At 73.8% G+C, this 22,195-nt stretch carries 24 protein-coding genes; 13 read left to right on the forward strand and 11 right to left on the reverse strand.

Translation table 11 applies throughout. From position 1 onward, the window contains the following. Positions 1 to 66 precede the first annotated feature (66 nt). Positions 67 to 450 carry a WhiB family transcriptional regulator gene (locus tag Actkin_RS27655; protein ID WP_373292345.1) on the reverse strand — a complete coding sequence of 128 codons (384 nt, stop codon included), beginning with the start codon at positions 448 to 450 and terminating at the stop codon, positions 67 to 69. 156 nt (positions 451 to 606) lie between these two features. Between Actkin_RS27655 and Actkin_RS27660 the strand changes: the two genes are divergently transcribed. From Actkin_RS27660 to Actkin_RS27685, 6 genes are all read left to right on the forward strand, one after another. Beyond that, the gene (locus Actkin_RS27660) at positions 607 to 1,356 is read left to right on the forward strand and encodes a site-2 protease family protein (RefSeq protein ID WP_189209796.1); all 750 of its coding nucleotides are present in this window, start codon (positions 607 to 609) and stop codon (positions 1,354 to 1,356) included. A 35-nt stretch (positions 1,357 to 1,391) separates the two neighbouring features. Next, positions 1,392 to 2,390, forward strand: a complete 999-nt coding sequence (gene cofD, locus Actkin_RS27665) for a 2-phospho-L-lactate transferase (protein ID WP_189209795.1) — start codon at positions 1,392 to 1,394, stop codon at positions 2,388 to 2,390. Next, positions 2,383 to 3,711, forward strand: a complete 1,329-nt coding sequence (locus Actkin_RS27670) for a coenzyme F420-0:L-glutamate ligase (protein ID WP_258904804.1) — start codon at positions 2,383 to 2,385, stop codon at positions 3,709 to 3,711. Before cofD ends, Actkin_RS27670 begins: the two co-directional genes overlap by 8 nt. Beyond that, on the forward strand, positions 3,708 to 4,244 hold the full coding sequence (locus Actkin_RS27675) for an NUDIX hydrolase (RefSeq protein ID WP_189209793.1): 537 nt from the start codon (positions 3,708 to 3,710) through the stop codon (positions 4,242 to 4,244). The genes Actkin_RS27670 and Actkin_RS27675 overlap by 4 nt, the downstream gene beginning before the upstream one ends. After that, entirely contained in the window at positions 4,241 to 4,603 is a 363-nt protein-coding gene (locus tag Actkin_RS27680; protein ID WP_258904805.1) for a GntR family transcriptional regulator, read from the forward strand. Before Actkin_RS27675 ends, Actkin_RS27680 begins: the two co-directional genes overlap by 4 nt. Before the next feature lie 90 nt (positions 4,604 to 4,693). After that, positions 4,694 to 5,014 (forward strand): hypothetical protein, encoded by a 321-nt coding sequence (locus Actkin_RS27685; RefSeq protein WP_258904806.1) that lies wholly within the window; start codon positions 4,694 to 4,696, stop codon positions 5,012 to 5,014. A gap of 1 nt (position 5,015) precedes the next feature. On the opposite strand, the gene Actkin_RS27690 is transcribed toward Actkin_RS27685, so the two are convergent. Beyond that, positions 5,016 to 5,915 carry a DNA-3-methyladenine glycosylase family protein gene (locus Actkin_RS27690; RefSeq protein ID WP_396123009.1) on the reverse strand — a complete coding sequence of 300 codons (900 nt, stop codon included), beginning with the start codon at positions 5,913 to 5,915 and terminating at the stop codon, positions 5,016 to 5,018. 54 nt (positions 5,916 to 5,969) lie between these two features. Here Actkin_RS27690 and Actkin_RS27695 point away from each other — a divergent pair, with 54 nt between their 5' ends. After that, positions 5,970 to 7,064, forward strand: a complete 1,095-nt coding sequence (locus tag Actkin_RS27695; protein WP_258904808.1) for a mannose-1-phosphate guanylyltransferase — start codon at positions 5,970 to 5,972, stop codon at positions 7,062 to 7,064. An 82-nt stretch (positions 7,065 to 7,146) separates the two neighbouring features. Beyond that, the gene (locus tag Actkin_RS27700) at positions 7,147 to 7,509 is read left to right on the forward strand and encodes a hypothetical protein (RefSeq protein ID WP_189209788.1); all 363 of its coding nucleotides are present in this window, start codon (positions 7,147 to 7,149) and stop codon (positions 7,507 to 7,509) included. Here the strand turns inward: Actkin_RS27700 and Actkin_RS27705 are convergent. The 3 genes from Actkin_RS27705 to Actkin_RS27715 all read right to left on the reverse strand — a co-directional run bounded on the left by Actkin_RS27705 (position 7,506) and on the right by Actkin_RS27715 (position 10,625). Beyond that, positions 7,506 to 8,363, reverse strand: a complete 858-nt coding sequence (locus Actkin_RS27705) for a glycosyltransferase family 2 protein (RefSeq protein ID WP_258904809.1) — start codon at positions 8,361 to 8,363, stop codon at positions 7,506 to 7,508. The two genes, Actkin_RS27700 and Actkin_RS27705, sit on opposite strands and share 4 nt — an antisense overlap. Before the next feature lie 20 nt (positions 8,364 to 8,383). Beyond that, entirely contained in the window at positions 8,384 to 9,535 is a 1,152-nt protein-coding gene (locus Actkin_RS27710) for a glycosyltransferase family 4 protein (protein WP_258904810.1), read from the reverse strand. A gap of 61 nt (positions 9,536 to 9,596) precedes the next feature. After that, entirely contained in the window at positions 9,597 to 10,625 is a 1,029-nt protein-coding gene (locus tag Actkin_RS27715) for a glycosyltransferase family 4 protein (protein WP_258904811.1), read from the reverse strand. A 23-nt stretch (positions 10,626 to 10,648) separates the two neighbouring features. Between Actkin_RS27715 and Actkin_RS27720 the strand changes: the two genes are divergently transcribed. Then, on the forward strand, positions 10,649 to 11,512 hold the full coding sequence (locus Actkin_RS27720) for a glycosyltransferase family 2 protein (protein ID WP_189209784.1): 864 nt from the start codon (positions 10,649 to 10,651) through the stop codon (positions 11,510 to 11,512). Here Actkin_RS27720 and Actkin_RS27725 read toward each other — a convergent pair. Genes Actkin_RS27725 through Actkin_RS27740 form a run of 4 tightly spaced genes read right to left on the reverse strand, consistent with a single transcriptional unit; the run spans position 11,509 to position 13,670 of the window. After that, the gene (locus tag Actkin_RS27725; RefSeq protein ID WP_189209783.1) at positions 11,509 to 12,390 is read right to left on the reverse strand and encodes a hypothetical protein; all 882 of its coding nucleotides are present in this window, start codon (positions 12,388 to 12,390) and stop codon (positions 11,509 to 11,511) included. The genes Actkin_RS27720 and Actkin_RS27725 overlap by 4 nt on opposite strands. Position 12,391: 1 nt before the next feature. After that, positions 12,392 to 12,718: a type VII secretion target gene (locus tag Actkin_RS27730; RefSeq protein WP_258904812.1), complete on the reverse strand. Its 327-nt coding sequence runs from the start codon at positions 12,716 to 12,718 to the stop codon at positions 12,392 to 12,394. A 12-nt stretch (positions 12,719 to 12,730) separates the two neighbouring features. Next, entirely contained in the window at positions 12,731 to 13,156 is a 426-nt protein-coding gene (locus Actkin_RS27735; protein ID WP_189209781.1) for a YbaB/EbfC family nucleoid-associated protein, read from the reverse strand. 58 nt (positions 13,157 to 13,214) lie between these two features. Next, entirely contained in the window at positions 13,215 to 13,670 is a 456-nt protein-coding gene (locus tag Actkin_RS27740; protein ID WP_189209780.1) for a DUF6346 domain-containing protein, read from the reverse strand. 96 nt (positions 13,671 to 13,766) lie between these two features. Between Actkin_RS27740 and Actkin_RS27745 the strand changes: the two genes are divergently transcribed. Together Actkin_RS27745 and Actkin_RS27750 are read left to right on the forward strand one after the other, a co-directional pair. Then, the gene (locus tag Actkin_RS27745; RefSeq protein ID WP_258904813.1) at positions 13,767 to 16,256 is read left to right on the forward strand and encodes a glycosyltransferase; all 2,490 of its coding nucleotides are present in this window, start codon (positions 13,767 to 13,769) and stop codon (positions 16,254 to 16,256) included. A gap of 38 nt (positions 16,257 to 16,294) precedes the next feature. Further along, the gene (locus Actkin_RS27750) at positions 16,295 to 17,374 is read left to right on the forward strand and encodes a glycosyltransferase family 4 protein (RefSeq protein ID WP_189209778.1); all 1,080 of its coding nucleotides are present in this window, start codon (positions 16,295 to 16,297) and stop codon (positions 17,372 to 17,374) included. Here the strand turns inward: Actkin_RS27750 and rfbD are convergent. Together rfbD and rfbB are read right to left on the reverse strand one after the other, a co-directional pair. Next, positions 17,364 to 18,245: a dTDP-4-dehydrorhamnose reductase gene (gene rfbD, locus Actkin_RS27755; RefSeq protein ID WP_258904814.1), complete on the reverse strand. Its 882-nt coding sequence runs from the start codon at positions 18,243 to 18,245 to the stop codon at positions 17,364 to 17,366. The genes Actkin_RS27750 and rfbD overlap by 11 nt on opposite strands. Continuing rightward, complete coding sequence (gene rfbB, locus Actkin_RS27760; RefSeq protein WP_189209776.1) at positions 18,242 to 19,225, reverse strand: dTDP-glucose 4,6-dehydratase; 984 nt, start codon at positions 19,223 to 19,225, stop codon at positions 18,242 to 18,244. The genes rfbD and rfbB overlap by 4 nt, the downstream gene beginning before the upstream one ends. A 162-nt stretch (positions 19,226 to 19,387) precedes the next feature. Here rfbB and Actkin_RS27765 point away from each other — a divergent pair, with 162 nt between their 5' ends. Together Actkin_RS27765 and Actkin_RS27770 are read left to right on the forward strand one after the other, a co-directional pair. After that, the gene (locus Actkin_RS27765; protein WP_258904815.1) at positions 19,388 to 20,911 is read left to right on the forward strand and encodes an LCP family protein; all 1,524 of its coding nucleotides are present in this window, start codon (positions 19,388 to 19,390) and stop codon (positions 20,909 to 20,911) included. A 103-nt stretch (positions 20,912 to 21,014) separates the two neighbouring features. Continuing rightward, positions 21,015 to 22,190, forward strand: coding sequence for an LCP family protein (locus Actkin_RS27770; protein ID WP_258904816.1), 1,176 nt, complete (start codon positions 21,015 to 21,017; stop codon positions 22,188 to 22,190). Positions 22,191 to 22,195: the final 5 nt, after the last annotated feature.

The following is a 22,195-nucleotide window of genomic DNA, read 5'->3' on the forward strand; positions in this document are numbered from 1 at the left end:
GCCGCGCGCCCGTGGCGATGCGAGGTGCGCGATCCGGGCCGCCACCCCGATCGCGTTAACCACCAGTTAAACTGCGCGCTTCTTGAGCTTGCGGCGCTCCCGTTCGGACAGCCCGCCCCAGATGCCGAAGCGCTCGTCGTGCGCCAGGGCGTACTCAAGGCACTCGGCACGCACCTCGCAGCCGAGGCAGATCCGCTTGGCCTCGCGGGTCGAGCCGCCCTTCTCCGGGAAAAACGCCTCCGGATCGGTCTGCGCGCACAGGGCGCGCTCCTGCCACTCCTGTTCTTCGGCCTCGTCGCCGAAGCCGGGCAGTCCGGCCTCCGGGCGTTCCCACTCCGCCGGCTGCACGACGTTGCCCCTGTCTTCGAATCCCTGCATATCGCCCGCCTCCTCGCCTTCCGCACTCCCCGGCTGGCGGATGCCATAGGCCGTCCCCGTGGCGAATGACATCGATGTGATTACACCCGTGTCGCGGCGGCGGGTCAAGCGAAGCCCCCAGCCGGGTGATGATGTATGCGCGGGCTACACCCATTCGGGTACCAGCGGAAACACGCCCAGATACCAGGCGGGCGGCCCCAGTTTCGCGAAACTTGCCACACTGGAGCCGTGCAGAGATCAGCAATTCGTCCCTCGCCCGTGTTCCTCGGCCTACTCGCGGTCACCGTCGGGGGCGGGCTGCTCACGCTCATCGACGACGACACCGCGCGCAGCGCGGGCGTCTTCCTGCTCGTCCTGGGCGGCTGGGCGGTGTCGCTGTGCCTGCACGAGTTCGGCCACGCGATCGTCGCCTTCCGCGGCGGCGACCGCGAGGTCTACTTCAAGGGCTACCTGACGCTGGACCCGCGCCGCTACACCGACCCGGTGCTGAGCCTGCTCCTGCCGCTGCTCCTGCTCGCCATCGGCGGCATCCCGCTGCCCGGCGGCGCCGTCTGGATCAACCACTACGCGCTGCGCTCCCGAGCGGTGGAATCACGCGTCTCGCTCGCCGGGCCGTTCGCCAACCTCGTCCTCGCGATCCTGCTGGCCGTCGTCGTCGCGGTGCTCCAGCCGCCCGCCGCGCTCGCGGCCGGGCTGTCGTTCCTCGCGCTGCTGCAGATGGCCGCGTTCGTGCTCAACATGCTGCCCGTCCCCGGCCTCGACGGCTGGGGCGCGCTGGAGCCGTACCTGTCCCACGACGCGCGCCGGATCGGCGCCAAGGCCCGGCCGTGGGCGCCGTTGATCCTGTTCGCCGTGCTCATCGGCATCCCGGGGGCGGCGGCCGTGTTCTTCGACGTCGTCTATTCGGTGTACGGGCTGGTCGGCGGGGACGAGTACGCCGCGGCGCTCGGCTCCGGCCTGTTCTTCTTCTGGCGCTGACCGGGGTTTCACCCCATCGTGGAAGGATCGCGCGCGTGAAGGTTGTCGCAGTCGTCGGCGGGGTCGGCGGAGCCCGGTTCCTGCTCGGCGTCAAACACCTGTTGGGGCTGCCCGCCGTCGGCGAGCCGCCGGAGCCGTCCGCGCACGAGATCACCGCGATCGTGAACACCGCGGACGATATGTGGCTGCACGGGCTGCGCGTCTGCCCCGACCTGGACAGTTGCATGTACACCCTCGGCGGCGGCATCGACACCGAGCGCGGGTGGGGCCGGGCCGCCGAGACGTGGACCGTGGGCGCCGAGCTGGCCGCGTACGGCACCGAGGGCACCTGGTTCAACCTCGGTGACCGCGACATCGCGACCCACCTCGTGCGCACCCGGATGATGCGGGCGGGCTACGACCTCTCCGACATCACCGCGGCGCTGTGCCAGCGCTGGAAGCCGGGCGTGCGGCTGCTGCCGATGACCGACGACCGGGTCGAGACGCACGTGGTGATCGACGAGCCGGAGACCGGCGAGCGCAAGGCCGTGCACTTCCAGGAGTGGTGGGTGCGCTACCGGGCCGAGCCGCACGCGGAGTCGATCGTGCCGGTCGGCGCGGACGAGGCGACCGCGGGCCCCGGCGTGGTCGAGGCGATCGCCGAGGCCGACATCGTGCTGATCGCGCCGTCGAACCCGGTGGTCAGCATCGGCTCGGTGCTGGCGGTGCCGGGCGTGCGCTCGGCGCTGCGCAAGACCGAGGCCCCGGTGATCGGCCTGTCGCCGATCGTGCGGGACAAGGCCGTGCGCGGCATGGCGGAGGCGTGCCTGACCGCGATCGGCGTGCCCACGACCGCCGAGGCCGTCGGCCGCCACTACGGCTCGCGCGCCTGCTCGGACCAGGGCATCCTGGACGGTTGGCTGGTGCACTCCGGGGACGCTGCCGACGTGCCGAACGTCGCCGTGCGCGCCGTCCCGCTGATGATGTCCGATGTGGACGCCACGGCCGCGATGGCGCGGGCGGCGTTCGACCTGGGAGGAGTCGACATTGGCTGAGCACGGCGCGCGCGGGAAGGTCGAGGTCATCCCGGTGCCCGGGCTGCCGGAGTTCCGCCCCGGCGACGACCTGACCGGGGCGATCGCCTCGGCAGCTCCGTGGCTGCGCTCCGGCGACGTCGTGGTGGTCACCAGCAAGGTCGTGTCCAAGGTGGAGGGTCAGCTGGTGGCCGTGCCCGCCGACCCCTCGGCCCGGGAGCTGCGCAGGCGCGAGCTGGTCATGAGCGAGGCGCGGCGGGTGGTGGCCAGGGTGAAGAACACCGTGATCACCGAGAACCGGCTGGGCATCGTGCAGGCGGCCTCGGGCGTGGACAACTCGAACGTGGCGCGCGGCGAGGTCGCGCTGCTGCCCGCCGACCCGGACGCCAGCGCCGATGCCCTGCGCGGCGGGCTGCGCGAGCGGCTGGGCGTCGAGGTCGGCGTCGTGGTGACCGACACGATGGGCCGGGCCTGGCGGATGGGCCAGACCGACGCGGCGATCGGCGTGGCCGGGCTCGCCCCGCTGACCCCGTACGCCGGCGAGGTCGACAGCCAGGGCAACGAGCTGGCGGTGACGCTGATCGCGGTGGCCGACGAGATCGCCGCGGCCGCCGACCTGGTCAAGGGCAAGCTGGGCGGCATCCCGGTCGCGGTGGTGCGCGGGCTGGAGATCGGCGGCGCGGGCTCGGCCCGCGACCTGCTGCGCCCGATCGACCACGACCTCTTCCGGCTGGGCACGGACCTGGCCGTCGAGCAGGGCCGCAGGGAGGCCGTGCTGGTGCGCCGGTCGGTGCGCGCGTTCGCCGACGAGCCGGTCGACCACGCCGTCCTGCGGCGGGCCGCGGCCGTCGGGCTGACCGCGCCCGCCCCGCACCACACCCGCCCGGTGCGGTTCGCGCACGTGACGACCAAGCGCGAACTCCTCCTGGACGCCATGCGCTCGGCGTGGCGGGCCGACCTCGCCGCCGACGGCTGGACGCCGGAGCGGATCGACCGCAGGGTGGCGCGCGGCGACCTGCTGTACCACGCGCCGGAGATCGTGGTGCCGTTCCTCGTGCGCGAGGGCGCGCACAGCTACCCCGACGAGCGGCGCTCCTCGGCCGAGCGGTCGATGTTCATGGTCGCTGGCGGGGCCGCCGTGCAGGGGTTCCTCGTCGCGCTGGCGGCCGAGGGCCTGGCGTCGTGCTGGGTGTCGTCGACGATGTTCTGCGCCGACGTGGTCCGCGACGTGCTGGACGTGCCGTCGGACTGGGAGCCGCTGGGCGCGGTGGCCGTCGGCCACCCGCCGGAGCCGCTGAGCCCGCGCGAGCCGCGCACCGACTCCGGCTGGGTCGAGCTGTGACGCTGCACGCCGACGCGGTGTCCACGTTGGACTCGTGGACGCCAGCGGACCCCGCGCAGGAGTCGCTGCGGCAGGCGTACCTGGGATACCTGGCCGGGCTGCCGGACGCGTGCTCGCGCTCGTGCGCGTCCGGGCACATCACCGCGTCGGCGCTGGTGTTCGACCACACGGGGACGGAGGTGCTGCTGACGCTGCACCCCAGGGTGGGCCGGTGGCTGCAGCTCGGCGGCCACTGCGAGCCGACCGACACGTCCCTGGTGGGCGCTGCGCTGCGGGAGGCCGAGGAGGAGTCGGGCATCATCGGCCTGACGATCGACCCGGTGCCGCTGCACCTCGACGTGCACCCGATCACGTGCTCGCTCGGCGTGCCGACCCGGCACTTCGATGTGCGGTTCGTGGTGCACGCGCCCGCGGGCGCGGCGGCCGTGCAATCCGCGGAGTCGGTGGACCTGCGCTGGTGGCCGGTCGACGGCCTGCCCGACGACCCGGACGGCGTCGCGGGCATCGGCCGGATGCTCGCGGCGCTGCGGTGATCCCCGTCGACCCCGCCTCGCCGGTCCCGCCGTTCGAGCAGGTGCGGGCGGGTCTGGCGCAGCGCATCACGGAGCGGACGCTGGCCGTGGGCACGAAGCTGCCGACCGTGCGGGCGCTCGCGGCCGACCTCGGGCTGGCGGCGAACACGGTCGCGCGGGCCTACCGCGAACTGGAGGAAGCGGGACTGGTGGAGACCCGGGGCCGCGCGGGCACGTTCGTCGCGTCGGCGGGCGACCGGCCCAGGGAGCTGGTGCGCGAGGCCGCCGAGGCCTACGCCGTCGTCTGCCGCCGCTACACGATCCCGCCCGACGAGGCGATCGCCATCGTCCGGGCGGCGCTGGACGCGAACCGGCCCTGATCGTCTTCGCCGGTTCGGGTGGTTTGGGTATGCGATCGGGTCGGGGGTGCAACCCCCGACGGGTTCAGCAGCCGGACCCGAGGAGCCCTTATGCGTACCGCTGCCAGCGCGATGCTCGCCGCCATCTCCTTCGCCGCTCTGTCGGCGAGCCCTGCCGTCGCCGAGCCCGACCGGCTCACCCTGATCACCGCGGCGGGCGAGGTGACCGTCGAGGCCGAGCCTGGCGAGTGCGCGCCGGTCGACGGCCCCCTGGACGGCGCCCACCTCGTGCTGGCGGCCGAGAACCCGTCCCAGCGGGAGGCCGGTTTCTTCGGCGACGAGGGGTGCGAGGGCGAGCCGGACGCCGTCGTGGCGGCGGGTTCCGAGGGGACGGTCACCGAACTGGTCAGGTTCGTGAAGTTCGCGGCCTAGCTCAGATCGCCCGGTAGTCGCGCGGTGAGAACCGCGGCCCGTAGCGGGGTTTGCCGAGACCGGCGGCGGTGATGTAGCAGACGGCGCGGTGGCGCTGGGGCGCGTAGGGGGCCAGGACCTCCAGCATCGCCGCGTCGTCGAGCCTGCGGTCGACCAGCGCGTGGCCGACGATGCCCGGCAGGTGGAAGTCGCCGATGCTGACCGCGTCCGGGTCGCCCCAGGCGCGCTGGGCGGTCTCGGCAGCGGTCCAGACGCCGATGCCGGGGACCTTGCGCAGCCACAGCCTGCCCTCGGCGCCGCCCAGTTCCGCAGCGCGCTCCAGCCTGCCCGCCACCTGGGCGGCGGCGATGATCGCGCGCCTTCGCCCGCCGTCGACGCCCGCCTTGTGCCACTGCCAGTCCGCGATGCCCAGCACCGCGGCGGGCGTCGGCGGCACGGCCATCCCGTCCGGAACCGGACCTGGGGCCGCGACCCCGTGCCGCCGGGCCAGGTGCCGCCACGAGCGGTGCGCCTCGGTCCCGGTGACCTTCTGCTCCAGGATGGCCGCCAGCAGCACGTCCCACACCCGGCCGGTCGACCCCAGCCGCAGGCCGGGACGGCGGCGGCGCACCTCGGCGACGATCGGGTGGTGCGCGACGAACCCGGCGTCGTCGTCCCGCGCGCCGAGCAGCGCGGGAACGCCGTCCAGCAGGACGTCCGCGCCGGGTCCCCACGCCGAGGCCAGCACCTCGCCCGCGGCCACGCGCAGGCACAGCGTCCCGGGGCCCGCGGCGGTGTTGCCCGCCAGCCACGTGCCCCGCGCGTCCACCTGGAACGCCGGATCGCCGGGTCCCCTGCGCAGCGGACGCACGAGCGCGGGGAGGTCCAGCGCGCCTTCCGGCGTCCACCGGCGTTCGAGGATGGCGGTCACCAGCCGGAGGCTACCCGTTAGAGTTGCCCGCACAGCACCGAGAGGATGGCCGTGACCGACCTGCACGTCGTCGTGCCCGCCGGAGGGAGCGGCACCCGCCTGTGGCCGCTGTCGCGCGCCGGGCACCCGAAGTTCCTGCACCCGCTCACCGGCACCGACCGCTCGCTGCTGCAGGCGACCTTCGACCGGCTCGCCCCCATCGCCGCGCCCGAGCGGCTCTACGTCGTCACCGGGACCGCGCACGCCGCCGCCGTCTCCCGGCAGCTGCCCGCGCTGCCCGAGCGCAACATCCTGGTCGAGCCGCTGGCCCGCGACTCGTGCGCGGCGATCGCGCTGGCCGCGGCCGTGATCGAGCGGCGCAGCCCGGGCGGGGTCATGGCCTCCTTCGCCGCCGACCACCTCATCGCCGACACCGAGGAGTTCGCCCACACCGTCGGGCGGGCCGTGGACGGCGCCCGCGACGGCCTGCTCATGACCATCGGCATCACGCCCACCCGCCCGGAGACCGGCTACGGCTACCTCCGGTGCAGCGAGCAGGCGCGGCGGTCGGTGATCCAGCGGGTGCTGGAGTTCAAGGAGAAGCCCGCGCTGGACGTGGCCACCCGCTACGTCGAGTCGGGCAGCTACCTGTGGAACGCCAGCATGTTCGTCTGGCGGACCGACGTCTTCCTCGACCAGCTGCGCGCCCGCCGCCCGGACGTGGCCGCGCCGATCGACGCGATCGCCGCGGCGTGGGACACCGACGCCCAGGACGCGGTGCTCGGCGAGCTGTGGCCGACCATCCCGAAGGTGGCCGTCGAGTACGCGGTGATGGAGCCCGCTGCCGAGGAGGGCCTGGTGGCCACCGTGCCCGGCGACTTCGGCTGGAGCGACATCGGCGACTTCGACACCCTCGGCGACCTGCTCGGCGAGGACGTCGACGGCGCGAGCGTGGTGGGCGACACCGCGCGGGTCGTCGCTGTCGACAGCGCGCGGACGGTCATCGTCCCGTCCGACCGGCTCGTGGCGACGCTGGGCGTGGAGGACGTGATCGTGGTCGACACCGAGGACGCCGTGCTGGTGTGCCGCCGCGACCGCGCGCAGGACATCAAGCGCCTGACCGAGCTCCTGCGCGCCCGCGGAGACAGCGATTTCCTCTGATTTCCCGGGAAGTCCCGCTGACGCCGCGTGGCGATCGGGCTACCCTGACAGCAGCACTCCCGGTCGGCAGGAAGGGCGGCGCATGGACCCCCGCGAGCGAGCCGAAGCCATCCTGGCGAGGGCCCGCGCACGCGGCGCGTACGTCGTCACCCCCGACAGCGCCACCAGCCCGATGGACGCCGCCGCCACGGTGCAGATCCCGAGGATGGTCGTGCGCAACGCCGACAACGACCCCGAGGTGACCTCGGTCTTCCCGGTGGCCGACGAGCTGCCCGCGATCGCGCAGGAGGCGGCGACCCAGTCGCTGGCCTCCCCGCCGCGCCCGACCGAGCGGCTGCCGAGGCAGGCCCCGCCGCCGGAGGAGCTCGACGGGATCCTGCCCACCACCAAGCAGCCGGGCGCCGACCGCTCCACCCTCAGCCGCCGCCTCGACGGCGGCCTCTAGCGCGACTGCGCCTTCAGCCGCAGGGCCAGGCCCGCGCGCACCGCGCCGCGGACCGGGGCCCACAGCGGGCCGCGGTGGCGGTCGGCGATGAACCGGTAGGCGCTCTCGTGGTGGGCGGCCAGCATGCGCGCGGACGCCTTCGCCGTGGAGACGCCCTGGATGTGCATGACCTCGGCGGAGGGCACGTACACGTTCTGCCAGCCCGCGCGGGACAGGCGCTCGCCGAGGTCGACGTCCTCGAAGTACATGAAGTAGCGGGAATCGAAGCCGTCGACGGAGTCCCACGCCGTGCGCCGCAGCAGCAGGCAGGAGCCGGACAGCCAGCCCGCCTCCCGCTCGCGCGGGGCCCTGCCGAGCTGCTTGTACTCCCGCGTCCACGGGTTCGACGGCCACACCATGCCCAGCAGGCCGTGCCCGATCCCGCGGCCCAGCGACGGGACCTCGCGCGCTGACGGGTAGACCTCGCCGGACTGGCCGGTGATCAGCGGCCCGAACGAGCCGCCCCTCGGCCAGCGCTTCGCCGCGGCGAGCAGTTCGTCGAGCGATCCCGGCCGCCACTCCAGGTCCGGGTTGCACACCACGATCCAGCCGTACTCATCCGGCAGCGCGGCGACCCCGCGGTTCGCGCCGCCGCCGTAGCCGAGGTTGCCGCCGGTGCGCACCAGCTCGACGTTGTCCCACTCGGCCGCGGCGGCCTCGGGCGCGCCGTCGGTGGAACCGTTGTCCGCCAACACCACGTGCACGGGACGGGTGGTCGCCTTGGTCAGCGTCTCCAGGAACCTCGGCAGCGTCGGGCCGGGCGAGTACGTCACGGTGACCACGGCGAGCGCGTCCCCGTAGCTGGTCTCGGTCACAGTCGGACATCCTGCCAGGCTCAGCGCGAGCGGCGGTGCGCGGCGTACGCGCGCCCGTAGACCTCCCGGTGCCGCTCGGCGGACGCGCCCCAGCTGAACTCCTTGGCCCGCTCCTGCGCCGCGGCCGAGAGCACCGCGCGCCGGGTGGGGTCGTCGAGCAGGTCGGTGATGGCGGCGGCGATGTCGCCCGCGCCGACCCCGCAGTACGCGACCGCGTCCCCGCCGACCTCGGGCAGCGACAACCGGCGCGTGGTGAGCACGCACGCCCCGCACGCCATCGCCTCCAGCACCGGCAGCCCGAACCCCTCGCCCAGCGACGGATAGGCCACCAGCGCCGCCCCGCCGAGGAACCCGGCCAGGCTGTCGAAGGGCAGGTACCCGGCGCGGATCACGCGCAGCCGGTGCGGCACGGCGTCCAGGGCGCGCTCGATCTGGTGGTCCCAGCCGGGCTGCCCGGCCAGCACCAGCGCGGGCGGGTCCACGCGGCCCCGGCACGCGGCGGCGAAGCCGCGGATCAGCGCTGGCACGTTCTTGCGCGGCTCCAGCGCGCCCAGGAACGCCACGTACTCCTGGTCCCCCAGGCCGATCGCGGCGCGCGCGGCGGCCACCTCCGACGGCGACGGCGGGTGGAAGCGGTCGGTGTCGACGCCGTGCTGGATGATCTCCATGCGCTCGCGGGACGCGCCCGCGACGCGGGTCAGCTCGTCGGCCGTCGCCACGCTCGGCACGACGCAGCGGCCCGCGCGCAGCAGCGCGGCCTTGGTCCACGCGCGGAAGAACCGGGCCTTGATCGAGTGGTGCAGCACCGGGTCGGTGAAGAACGTGGCGTCGTGCAAGGTGACCACGGACGCGGCCGGACCGGCGAGCGGCATCGTGTAGTGCGGGGAGTGCAGCACCTGCGCGCCGAGCCTGCGGGCCAGCCGGGGCAGGGTCGTCTGCTCCCAGGTGAGCCGCGCGGTGCGGGCGGTGACCGCCTCGGCGGCGGGCACGATCCGGGAGTGCGGGGCCAGTTTGCTGTAGAGGACGGCGTCGCGGGGCTGGCAGACGATGCTCAGCGCGGCACCGTCGGCGTCCAGGGCGGCGGCGAGGGAGTCGACGTAACGGCCCACGCCGCCCCGGTCGGCGGGCACGGCGGTCGCGTCGATGAGGACACGCGGGTCGGCCGTAGACACGCGGGCTAGCGTACGGCGTGACCGGGCGGGGATCTCCCGAACGGGGGAATTGGTCCCCATGTCACTCCAGGTGGACCGCCCACACCCGGGCCGCGGCGCGCGCCCAGGTGAACTCAGCTGCCCGCGCCCGCGCCCTGGTCACGCGCTCGTCGGGGGACTCCAGCGCGGCGCGCACCGCGCGGGCCAGGTCGTGCGGGTCGTCACGGCGGGCGACGACGCCGGTACCGGCGGCCACCTCGACCAGCGCGGGGGCGTCGGAGTGCACGACCGGCACGCCCTCGGCCATCGCCTCCAGCAGCGGCAGCCCGAACCCCTCGGCCCGGCTGGGCACGGCGAGGACCGCGGCGCCGCGCAGCGCGGCGCCCAGTTCGGCGTCGGTGACCCGGCCGAGCACGTGGACCTCCGCGCCGCTGCGGGCGGCCAGCGCGCGCAGGTCGACGTTCCCCCAGCCCGGCGGGCCCGCGACCACGAGGGGCAGGCCGACCGCGGGCATGGCCTCGACCAGGACGTCGAGCCCCTTGCGCGGTTCGACGGTGCCGACGGCCAGCACGTACTCGCGCGGCAGGCCGAGATCGACGTCGGCGGTGGGCAGCGCGGTGACGCCGTGCCCGATCACGTGGACCGGGGCGGGCCCGGGGGCGAAGCGGGCCAGTTCCTCCGCGACGGCATGCGTGGGCACGACGACCGCGCGGGCGCGTGTCACGGCCCGCTCGATCATGCGGCGGTGCCAGACCACGCCGCGCGGGGTCAGCGTCTCGGGATGGGTGTAGGGCACGGTGTCGTGGACGGTGACGACCGCGCCGTCCGGGGCCAGCGGGGTGGGGGCGTGCAGGCTGTCCGCGCGCGGGCGGGGCGGGAGGCCGCGCTCCCAGGCCAGCGTGAGCGCCCGGCGGGGCAGGGGGAGCCTGCGGGTGCGGATACCGGGGATGGCGGCGGGCCCGGTGTCGCGGCGCCACGCGGTGCGGCCCTCGACGCGCCAGCCCTCGGGGGCGGCGGCGGCGAGCGCGGCGGTCAGCTCGCGGGTGTAGCGGCCGGTTCCGCCGGGCACGGGGGCGACGAGCTGCTCGGTGAGCACGGCGAGCGCGGGCACCGGCCCAGGGTACGGTCGTCGCCGTGGATGCCCGCACGACGGTCGTCGTGGTCACCTGGCGGGGCCGCGACCACATCGCCGCCTGCCTGGCCGCGCTGGCGGCCCAGACCCGTCCACACCGGACGGTCGTGGTGGACAACGCCTCCGACGACGGCACCGCCGAGATCCTGGCGGACGCGGGGGTCGAGGTGCTGCGGCTGCCGGTCAACGCGGGTTACGCGGGCGGACTGGCCGCGGTGCGCCCCACGACGCCGTACACCGCCTGGCTGAACGACGACGCCGTCCCCGAGCCGGACTGGCTGGCCCGGCTGGAGGACGCCCTCGACGCGCGCCCCGACGCGGCGGCGGCGAGCGCGCACCTGCTGCGGCCGGACGGCGCCACCCAGTCGCTGGGCGTGCGCCTGACCGCCGACGGCCACGGCTACGACAGCGACGAGACCCCCGTCTTCGGCTTCTGCGGCGGCGCGGCCCTGCTGCGCACCGAGGCCGTGGGCGAGATCCCGGCGGACTACTTCTGCTACTACGAGGACACCGACACCGCGTGGCGCATGCGCCTGGCGGGCTGGGACGTCATCAGCGTCCCCGAGGCGCGGGTGACCCACGCCCACGGCGCGAGCACCGCGATCGGGTCGGAGCGCTTCCACCTGTGGAACGAACGCAACCGCCTCCGCACCCTCTTCCGGTGCGCCCCCCGCCGCGTCGCGTGGACCCAGCTCGCCCGCTTCGCCGCGCTGACCGCCGTGCTTCCCCTGCGCCGCGCCAAGCCGGACGCCCCGAACTTCCGGTTCCGTCTGCGGGTGCGGGTCCTGGCCGAGGTGCTGGCCAGGGTGCCCCGCCCGCGCGCGGACCGCGCGAGCCGGGCCAGGGTGTGGCGGGAGTGGACCTAGGTCCGGGCGAACTCCTGGTCGTCGTAGGTGCTGCCGGTGACCGCGGTGTTGCGGATGATCTTCTGGGTCTGGGTCAGGTTGGCGATCGGCAGGTCCCCGACCCGGTCGGAGATCCGCTTGATCGGCTCCATCGTGGTCTTGACCTTCTCCAGCACCGGCTTCACCCGGCTGACGATGTCGGCCAGCTTCTTCATGGTGTTGACGATCTTCTGCAGCCAGTCCGAGACCCGCTTCGACCACTTGGCCACGATCCGGATGATGTCGGCGACCAGCGCGGGGGTGGCCAGCCCGACCGTGACGACCGCGGCGAGCGCGGCCTTGGCCAGCCACTTGACGATTTCCGCGCACGCGTCGGCGATCAGGTCGCGCACCGTGGTGCGCACGACGGAGACCGCGATGCCCGCGCCGGACACCGCAGCGGAGACGGCGTCGGCGGCGACCGCGGCGGCCTCGATCAGCTTGGCCTCGCCGAGGGCGACCGGGGTGTAGGCGTCGACCGCAGGCCCGCGCCAGGGCGCGGTGTCCTCGGTGACGACCCTGGTCATGTCCGCCCCGGTGGTGCGCAGGTGGTTGGCCACGTTGGCCCAGGTCGTGGCGTTGGACTGCACGATGTCGGGGTTGCCAGCGAGGCTGTTCAGCATCTCCGGCAGCGGATCGACGTGCTCCATCGCCCAGGCGAACGCCCCGGAGAGCAGCGCGCCGAACGGGTCGGCGATCACCGCGAGGGCGTCCAGCGCGGCCGCCCCGCCCGCGATCCCGGCCTCGAGGTAGTCGCCGTTGTCGATGGCCTTCTTGGCGTCGACCGCGAAGTCGTAGACGACCATGCCGTCTTCCGGGCTGGTCAGCGGGGTCACAGGGGCGACGAGCGGATTGGTCATGTCAGTTCCCCAGCAGGTCGTCGATCGCGTCGAACATGTCCTTCGCCGCCTGTTCGGCGAAGTCGTAGGAGTCGGCCATCGCCCGGACGCCGCCCGCGGTGGCGCCCACGGCGCCCTGGGTGGTGGCGATCGCGCCCATGCCCAGCACCTCGATGGCCCCGATCAGCGGGGTGAGGATGGGGCTGCACAGGATGCCGTAGGCGTCGGTGCCGTTCAGCGAGACCTGGCTCGCGGCGTCCTGCGCGGTGGCCAGCTGGCCGCTGATCCCGTCCAGCCTGCCCGCGTGGGCGCGCATGGCGTCGGTGTGGACGTCGTACCCGTCGGGCATGTCCCTGTCCCCTCAGTCGAGCCAGCTGTCGCGCTGGTCGAAGTCGTCGTCGTCGCGGGGGCGCGCGGGCGGGGTCTGCGGCTCGGCCCGCCCGAACCGGTCGTCGTACCCGGCCATGAGCATCCCCATCGTCTCGGAGTCGCCGCCGATCAGCGGGGCGACCGACTCGCGGACCCGATCGCCGACCTTGGCCTGCGCGGTCCTGAGCACGGTCAGGATCGACGCGGCGACCTCGTCGGGGGCCTTGTCCAGCGCGGCGTGGGTCAGCCGCAGGTCGGCCACGTTGCCCGTCGCGTCCACCACCACCGTCACCGACGAGTCGGCGCTCGTCTCGGTCACGCGCAGCCGCTCGGTCACCGCCCGCAGTTCGTCGGCCTGGCGCAGCTTCGCCTCGATCTGCGCCTGGAACCCGGCCAGCATCGACTCGGGAGAACTCATCCCGCACCTCCGTCTCCACCGGCTCCGACGGGAGCCGGTTGCGTCCGGTTCCGCCCGATCACGATTTCCTCGCGATGGGCGAGAGGGCCACCAGTGCCCCGAGCACGCCCAGACCCCCGCCGACCAGCGCGATCAGCCACAGCGGCCGGGGCTCGAAGTCGGCCCGGTAGACCTGCGCGGCGCGCGCCCCCGTCCGGTTGCCCTGCGGCACCGCCCGCTCGACCACGGCGACCTGCCCGTCCTCCGGGCCGAACTGCAGCGGGTCGTCGGGCCGCACCCGCTCCACCCGACCGCTGTCCCAGCGCACGTCCAGGTCGCACCGCCAGAGGTCGCCGACGGTGAGCCCGTCGATCACGCCCTCGTCCTGGCAGCCCAGGACGGTCGCGACGCCCCGGTCGGTGATCTCGGTGCCCAGCACGAACGCGCCCATCCGGTCGGCCGCGTTCAGCCCGGCGAGCGCGATCGCCAGTCCGACCGGTGTCGTGATCAGTGCCGCGAGCTTCCCCATACCCATGCCGACAGCCAACCAGAGGCGTCGGCACGCCATCACTGCCTGCGATGAGGCACGCTGTGCCTAGCAAAGCGTGGGTGAGGCGTGAGGAGGCAGGCGTTGGCTCAGGGGGTGCTGCCCGAACTGTCGGTGGTGGTGGTCAACTACCGGGGGGCCGAGGACACCGTCGCGTGTCTGCGGGCGCTGCGGTCCGACCTCGACTACCCGGCCGATCGGCTGCAGGTGATCTGCGTCGACAACGCCTCCGGGGGCGATGACGCCGACCGGATCGCGGCTGTCGACGGGGTCGAGCTGGTGCGCAGTGACGAGAACCTGGGGTTCGCGGGGGGCTGCAACCTCGGCGCCGCGCACGCCCGCGGCCAAGTGCTCGCCTTCCTCAACAACGACGCCCGCCCGCACGAGGACTGGGCGAAGGCGGCCGTGCGCACGCTGGCCGAGCACCCCGACGTCGCGTGCGTGGCCAGCAAGGTGCTGGACTGGGACGGCGAGCGCATCGACTTCGTCGACGGGGGCATGACCTGGTTCGGCATGGGCTACAAGCGCCACGCCGGTCAGCCCGACGACGGCAGGCACGACGCTCCCCGGGACGTGTTGTTCGCCACCGGCTCGGCCATGTTCGTGCGCACGAGCGTCTTCGCCGAGCTGGGCGGGTTCGACGAGCGGTTCTTCATGTTCTACGAGGACGTCGACCTCGGCTGGCGGCTGAACCTGCGCGGCTGGCGGGTGCGCTACCAGCCCGACTCCCTGGCCTTCCACCGCCACCACGCCTCGATGTCCAAAGTGGAGGACGCTGAGGCGCGCGAGCTGTACCTGTTGGAGCGCAACGCCCTCGCCGCGCTCTACAAGAACCTCTCCGACGACACGCTCGCCAAGGCGCTGCCCGCCGCGATGGCGCTGGCCATCCGCAGGGCGACCGCGCGCGGGGAGGTCGACCCGACCCAGCTGGAGATCCGCGACCAGCCGATCCAGACGTCCATCCCGGCGGCCACGCTGGCCGGGGTGCTCGCCATCGACCAGTTCGTGGAGCTGCTGCCGTCGCTGAGCGCGTCGCGGGAGGCCGAGCAGGCAGCGCGGGTGCGGTCGGACGCCGACCTGGTCCCGCTGATGCGCAAGGCGATGGAGCCCGCCTACCCGCTGCCGCGCTACCTGGCCGCGCACGACATCCTCGTCGAGGCATTCGGGCTGGAGGCGGCCTTCGGCGGCAGGCGCAGGGTGCTCGTCGTCACCGGCGACACGATCTCCGAGCGGATGGCCGGTCCGGCGATCCGCGCCTGGAACATGGCCGACGTCCTGGCCGCCGAGCACGACGTGCGGCTGGTCACCGTCAACCCGGTCTGCGCTCCCCCGGAGGCGGCCTTCCCCGTGCTGGGCGTGCGCCGCCGCGAGCTGCCCGCGCAGGTCGACTGGGCCGACATCGTGGTGCTGCAGGGGCACGCGCTGGAGCTGGCCCCCGAGCTGAAGAAGACCAGCTCGACCAAGATCGTGGTCTGCGACGTCTACGACCCGATGCACCTGGAACTGCTGGAGCAGGGCAAGGACACCGTCGCCGAGCAGCGCGAGCTGGACCTCATCGGCGTGACGAAGGTGCTCAACGCCCAGCTGGAGCGCGGCGACTTCTTCATCTGCGCCAGCGAGCGCCAGCGGCACTTCTGGCTCGGCCACCTGATGGCGCTGGGCAGGCTCACCCCCGACATCTACGACACCGACCCGACCCTGCGCTCGCTGCTGGACGTGGTGCCCTTCGGCCTGTCCGGCAAGCCGCCGCAGCAGACCAGCTCGCCGATCAAGGGCAGGCTGGTGGGCGGGTCTGACCGGGTCGTGCTGTGGGCGGGCGGGGTCTACTCGTGGTTCGACCCGCTGACCCTGGTCGAGGCGATGGGCGAGCTGGCGACCCGCCGCAAGGACGCGCGGCTGGTGTTCCTGGGGATGAAGCACCCGAACCCCGAGGTGCCGGAGATGGACATCGGCGCGCGGGTGCGGGCGCTGTCGGCGCGGCTGGGGCTGACCGGCTCGTCGGTGTTCTTCAACGAGACGTGGGTGCCCTACGAGGAGCGGCAGAACTGGCTGCTCGACGCCGACTGCGGGGTGACCACCCACTTCGAGCACGTCGAGACGACCTTCGCGTTCCGGACCCGGGTCCTGGACTACCTGTGGGCGGGCCTGCCGATCGTCACCACCGACGGCGACTCCTTCGCCTCGCTGGTGCGGCGGGAGGGCCTGGGCGTGGTCGTCCCCTCCGAGGACCCGCACGCGCTGGCCGACGCGCTGGAGAAGGTGCTGTACGACACCGATTTCGCCACCGCGTGCCGGGACCGGATCGCCGCGGTCCGGGAGAGCTTCACCTGGGAGAACGTCCTGGCCCCGCTGACCGCCTTCTGCCGCGACCCGCGCCCGGCCGCCGACCGGCTGCCCGGCGCGTCGCCGCTGGTCACCCGGCCCGCCATGGGCGTGGCCGACCGCGTGCGCCGCGACCTGGGGCTGGTCCGCGAGTACCTGGACGCGGGCGGCGCGGGGGAACTGGCCCGCCGCGCCGCGGGCCGGGTCCGCAGGGTGGCCAGGGAGCGGTTGGGGGGCCGGACCGATGGCTGACCGCGGACCCGTCGCGCTCATCATGCTGGGAAGGGCCCATGGCTGACCTGCGGGTACTCATCGACGGCACGCCCCTGCTCGGCGCGCGGACCGGCGTCGGGCGCTACACCGCCGCGCTGGCCGAGGAGCTGGCCGCCGCGGCCGGGGTGTCCATGCGCGCGGTGGCGTTCACCCTGCGCGGGTGGCGGGCGCTGCGGCGCGTCCTCCCGCACGGCTCGCAGGCGCGCGGCATGCCCGTCCCCGCCCGGCTGCTGCGCAAGGCGTGGCTGCGCGCGCCGTTCCCGCCGGTCGAGCTGTTCGCCGGGCTCGCCGACATCGTGCACGGGACCAACTTCGTCCTGCCCGCCGCCCTCCGCGCGCGCGGCGTGCTCACCATCCACGACCTGGCCTTCCTCGACGCGCCCGACGAGCTGCCGCCCAGCGACGCCACGCTGCCGGAGCTGGTGGCGATCTCGGCCCGCCGCGCGCGGATGATCTGCGTGCCGACCCAGGCCGTCGCCGACCGGGTCACCGAGCGCCTCGCCGTCCCGGCGGAGCGGATCGCGGTGACCCCGCTGGGCGTCGACCTGGCCTGGTTCACCGCCCGGCCGCCGAACGACGCGCTCACCGAGCGGCTCGGCCTGCCGTCGGAGTACCTGCTGTTCGTCGGCGGCGCGGGCCCGCGCAAGGCGCTGCACTGGCTGCTCGACGCCCACGCCGCCACCCCGTCGCTGCCGCCGCTGGTGCTGGCCGGGCCGGGCCACGAGACCGCGTCCGCGCGCGTGCTGTCCACCGGCTACCTGTCCGAAGTGGACCTGCGCGCTGTGGTCGCCGGGGCCTCGGCGCTGGTCCTGCCCTCCCGGGACGAGGGCTTCGGGCTCCCGGTGCTGGAGGCCATGGCCTGCGACGTGCCGGTGGTGTGCACGGACGTGCCCGCGCTGCGCGAGGTCGCTGGCGGGCACGCCACGCTCGTGCCGTACGAGGACACCGAGGCCATGGCCACGGCCCTGACCGCGGCCCTGGAGAACCCGCCGTCACCGGCGACCCTGGCGACCCGGCGCACGCACGCGGCCAGCCACACCTGGCGGCGCTGCGCCGAGCTCACCATCGCCGCCTACCGCAAGGCGCTCACGAACTGACCCGGAAGTCGTGCGCGGCGAACGCCGCCGACAGGGCCTCCCGCCACGGCCGCAGCGGGGTCAGGCCCGCCTCGACCCACGAGGCGTTCGACAGCACGGAGTACGCCGGGCGCTTCGCGGGCGTGGGGTAGTCCGCCGTGGTGCAGGGCGATACGCGGTCCGGGTCCGCGCCCAGCTCGGTGAAGACGGCCCGGGCGAACTCGAACCACGTCGTCTCGCCACCGCCCGTGCAGTGCAGGATCCGGGACGCGGGCGCCGCGCCCCCGGCGATCCGGTTCGCCAGCTCCACCAGCCCGGCGGCCAGGTCGGCCGCCCAGGTCGGCGCGCCGCGCTGGTCGTCCACAACGGACAGCGTCTCCCGCGAGGACTCCAGTCGCGCCATGGTCTTCACGAAGTTCGACCCGTAGGCGCTGTAGACCCACGACGTCCGCACGATCCATGAGCGGGCCCCGGAGCCGAGCACGGCGTCCTCGCCCGCCAGCTTCGTCACCCCGTAGGTCCCCTGTGGACCGACCGGTGAGTCCACGTCGTACGGCGTGGTGGCGTCGCCCGCGAAGACGTAGTCCGTCGACACGTGGATCAGCGGCACATTGCGCGACGAGCAGGCAGCGGCGAGCACCCGGGGCGCGTCGGCGTTGACCGCGAACGCCCTGGCGGGCTCGGACTCGGCCTTGTCCACCGCGGTGTACGCCGCCGCGTTGATCACCACCGCGGGGGCGGCCAGCGAGGACACCGCCTCGATGACCGCGCCCGCCGAGGTCACGTCCAGCTCGGCCGAGGTGGGCGCGTGGACGGCCACGCCGGGCACCTCGGCCAGGGAGCGGCCGAGCTGCCCGCCGCCCCCGGTCACCAGCAGGTTCAGCACGGTCACACCCCGGCCCGCGCGCGCAGCGGCTCCCACCACGCCCGGTTGTCCCGGTACCAGGCCACGGTCTCGGCCAGACCGGTCTCGAACGGCACGCGCGGGGCGTAGCCGAGCTCGGTGGAGATCTTGGTGATGTCGACGGAGTAGCGCCGGTCGTGGGCCTTGCGGTCGATCACCGGCTGCACCATGGACTCGTCCGCGCCCGTCGCCTCCAGCAGCAGCGAGGTCAGCTCGCGGTTGGTCAGCTCGGTGCCGCCGCCGATGTTGTAGACCTCCCCCGGCCTGCCGCCGTCGGCGACCAGCTGGATGCCGTGGCAGTGGTCGTCGACGTGCAGCCAGTCGCGCACGTTCAGCCCGTCGCCGTAGAGCGGGACCTTCTTGCCGTCCAACAGGTTGGTGGTGAACAGCGGGATGACCTTCTCGGGGAACTGGTACGGACCGTAGTTGTTCGAGCACCGCGTGACACAGACGGGGAGTCCGTGGGTGCGGTAGTACGAGCGGGCGATCAGGTCCGAGGACGCCTTGGACGCGCTGTACGGCGAGTTCGGCTCCAGCGGGTGGGTCTCCGGCCACGACCCGACCTCGATCGAGCCGTACACCTCGTCGGTCGAGACGTGCACGAACTTGCGCACGTCGGCGTCGAGGGCGGCCTGCAGCAGCGTCTGCGTGCCCAGCACGTTGGTGCGGATGAACTCGGCCGACCCGGCGATCGAGCGGTCGACATGGGACTCCGCGGCGAAGTGCACGACCAGGTCGGTGCCCGCCATCAGCGAGGACACCAGCTCCGCGTCGCAGATGTCGCCCTGCACGAAGCGCAGCCGGGGGCTGTCGGCGACCGGGTCGAGGTTGGCCCGGTTGCCCGCGTAGGTGAGCAGGTCGAGCACCACGACCTCGGCGTCGGCCAGGCTCGGGTACGCCCCGCCGACGGCCTGCCGCACGTAGTGCGAGCCGATGAAGCCCGCACCGCCAGTGACCAAAACCCGCATGTCCGTCCCATCGATCGTCGTCCTGGGCGCACCGATCCTCGCACGCGAGGCAACCGGGAGCCCTGTCACTGCGTGTTATCGATACCGGCGAGCGAACACTTACGGGTGGAGTCTCGGTAAATTGGCGGTGGACGGGCCGGTGGGGGAACGGGGAGGACGCGCGTGGACGAGCGTGCCCAGGAGGCGTGGTTACGCGGAGGCCGGGCGCTGGTGCGCAGCGTGGCCGCCCTCGCCTCGGTCAGCGTCCTGGCCGCCGCCGCGTACGGGTGGGTGACCTTCGGCGACGTCGACGCCGACACCGTCACCACCGACGTCATCCCGGTCGAGGTGGCCGAGTCCGGTCCCGAGCCCCTCGACGGCGCGGTCGACCTGCTGCTGGTCGGCATCGACAGCCGCACCGACGCCTACGGCAACCCGCTGCCGCGCGAGGTGCTGGACATGCTCAACGCCGGGGAGGCCGAGGGCGAGCGCAACACCGACACCATGATCCTGGTGCACATCCCGGTCGACGGCAGGCGCGCGGTGGCCTTCTCCTTCCCCCGCGACTCCTGGGTCGACATCGGCGAGGGCTTCGGCAAGGCCCGGCTCAACTCCGCGTTCGCCCACGCCTACAACGACACCCGCGCCACCCTGCTGGACGAGGGCGTCGACGAACCCGACGAGCTGGACCGGCGGGCCACGGTCGCGGGCCGCAAGAACCTCATCGCCGCCATCGAGCGGCTGGTCGGCCCCGAACTGACCATCGAGCGCTACGCCGAGGTCAACCTGGCCAGCTTCTACGAGGTCACCAAGGCCATCGGCGGGGTCGAGGTGTGCCTGAACGAGCCGGTGGACGACTGGCGCTCCGGCGCGCGGTTCCGGGCGGGCAGGCAGACGATCTCCGGGCGGGAGGCGCTGGCGTTCGTGCGCCAGCGCTACGGCCTGCCCAACGGCGACCTCGACCGGATCGTGCGCCAGCAGGTGTTCCTCGGCGCGCTGGCCGACAAGGTGCTCTCCGCGGAGATGCTGACCAGCCCGACGAAGGCCCGCGAGCTCATCTCGGCGGTGCAGCGCTCGGTCGTGCTGTCCAACGGCTGGAACCTCTCGCGGTTCGCCGCGCAGATGTCGGGGCTGGTCAGCGGCAACATCGAGTTCCACACGATCCCCACCCAGGGCGACGCCACCATCGGCGGCGCCGCCGTGCTGCAGGTCGACCCGGACGAGGTGCGCGCCTACGTCGAGCAGGTCACCGGCGTCGTCGACCAGGCGGCCACCGGCACTGTCAGCCCGACGACGACCTCGACGACCGGCGCCTCCACGACCGCGCCCACCACCACCGCGGTCGAGGACATCACCGTCGAGGTGCGCAACGCCTCCAACACGATCGGCCTCGCCGGTGACGTGCTGAAGGCCCTGACCGCCCTGGGCTACCTGCCCGGCGGCGTCGGCGACGAGCGCGTCCAGTCCGGGTCGGTGATCCGCCACGCCGAGGACGAGCAGGACAAGGCCAGGACAGTGGCGGCGTCACTGGGCGGGGACTTCACCTTCGTCGCCGACGCGTCCGTGGCCACCGGGCACGTCCGGGTCGTGCTGGGCACCAGCTTCCAGACCAGTGGGCTCGGCGGCCGGGAGATCCTGCGCATGCAGCCCCCCACCGCGCCGACCCGGCCGACGGTCGCCGCGGGCTCGGTCCCCTGCGTGAACTGACGCCCCTGATCACGATCGGTGATCGGTGGGCGCGAGCGGCCGGGAACGCGCGCGTCCACCGTCCCCGGTTGTCTAGGCTTCACCGGGGGCGAGGGAGGGGATCGTGACGGAGAAGACGGGGGTGCGCCGCGGCCTGCTGTGGACCGGGCGCGGCGTGGTCACGCTGGTGTCGGCCGCCGTGGTCGCGGCCATGGCGGTGGTGTGGGCGCGGATCGACACCTTCCAGGAGAAGGTGACCACGACCGACGCGCTCGTCGTCGCCCAGGAGGGCCCGGACGCCCCGCCGGCGGACGACGGCGCCAACGACATCCTCCTCGTCGGCAGCGACACCCGCACCGACCTGCAGGGCAGGCCGCTGTCGGCCGAGGTGCTGCGCCAACTGCGCACCGAGGCCACCGACACGGTCAACACCGACACGCTCATCCTGCTGCGCCTGCCCAAGAGCGGCGGCAAGGGCTACGCGGTGTCCATCCCGCGCGACACCTACGTGACCGTCCCCGGGCACCGCGACGAGAAGATCAACGGCGCGTTCGGCGTGGTGAAGGCGCTCAAGGCGCAGGCCATGGTCGACGCCGGGGAGGCCGACCGGGAGCGGATCGAGCGCGAGTCCGACAGCGCGGGCCGCACGGCGCTCATCCAGGCCGTGCAGGGCCTGACCGGCGTGCGCGTCGACCACTACGCCGAGATCACCCTGTACGGGTTCTATCTGCTCACCGAGGCCATCGACGGCGTGGACGTCTGCCTCAACCACGGCACCAGCGACCCCGACTCCGGGGCCAGCTTCCGCGCCGGCCCGCAGACGGTGCGCGGCGGCGACGCCGTGGCGTTCGTGCGCCAGCGCAAGGGCCTGCCGCGCGGGGACCTCGACCGGATCGTGCGCCAGCAGACGTTCCTGGCCTCGGCGATGAACAAGGTGCTCAGCGGCGGCACGCTGACCGACCCCCGCCGGCTGGGCGCGCTGGAGGACGCGGTGTCCAGGACCGTCGTGATGGACCCGGGCCTGCACTTCCTCGACCTGGTCAACCAGGCGCGGGCGCTGGCGTCGGGGCAGGTCGAGTTCGTCACCATCCCGGTGACCGGCGTCGGCGCGCGCAACGACCGGGGGCAGAGCATCATCACCGTCGACGTGCCCGCCGTGCGCGCGTACGTGGCCGCGCTGGTCTCCGACGCGCCGCCGCCGAAGCCCGCGCCGCCGCCCGTGGTGGGCGACGGCCTGATGGGCGGCAGGCTGTTGACCCTCAACGCGCGCGCCCGCGCCGCCGTCCCCTGCGTCGACTGAGGAAG

Origin of the sequence: Actinokineospora sp. UTMC 2448 (genome assembly GCF_024760565.1) — a bacterium.
In the GTDB taxonomy this organism is placed as follows: Bacteria; Actinomycetota; Actinomycetes; order Mycobacteriales; family Pseudonocardiaceae; genus Actinokineospora; species Actinokineospora fastidiosa.

Bases quoted from the DNA above. Each gene is read 5' to 3' on its own strand.
- Actkin_RS27735 (WP_189209781.1), bottom strand. From the start codon at position 13,156: ATGAGTTCTCCCGAGTCGATGCTGGCCGGGTTCCAGGCGCAGATCGAG.
- Actkin_RS27700 (WP_189209788.1), top strand. From the start codon at position 7,147: ATGGACCCCCGCGAGCGAGCCGAAGCCATCCTGGCGAGGGCCCGCGCA.
- rfbB (WP_189209776.1), bottom strand. From the start codon at position 19,225: ATGCGGGTTTTGGTCACTGGCGGTGCGGGCTTCATCGGCTCGCACTAC.
- Actkin_RS27685 (WP_258904806.1), top strand. From the start codon at position 4,694: ATGCGTACCGCTGCCAGCGCGATGCTCGCCGCCATCTCCTTCGCCGCT.
- Actkin_RS27730 (WP_258904812.1), bottom strand. From the start codon at position 12,718: ATGCCCGACGGGTACGACGTCCACACCGACGCCATGCGCGCCCACGCG.
- Actkin_RS27750 (WP_189209778.1), top strand. From the start codon at position 16,295: ATGGCTGACCTGCGGGTACTCATCGACGGCACGCCCCTGCTCGGCGCG.
- Actkin_RS27655 (WP_373292345.1), bottom strand. From the start codon at position 450: ATGTCATTCGCCACGGGGACGGCCTATGGCATCCGCCAGCCGGGGAGT.
- Actkin_RS27695 (WP_258904808.1), top strand. From the start codon at position 5,970: ATGGCCGTGACCGACCTGCACGTCGTCGTGCCCGCCGGAGGGAGCGGC.
- Actkin_RS27740 (WP_189209780.1), bottom strand. From the start codon at position 13,670: ATGGGTATGGGGAAGCTCGCGGCACTGATCACGACACCGGTCGGACTG.
- Actkin_RS27725 (WP_189209783.1), bottom strand. From the start codon at position 12,390: ATGACCAATCCGCTCGTCGCCCCTGTGACCCCGCTGACCAGCCCGGAA.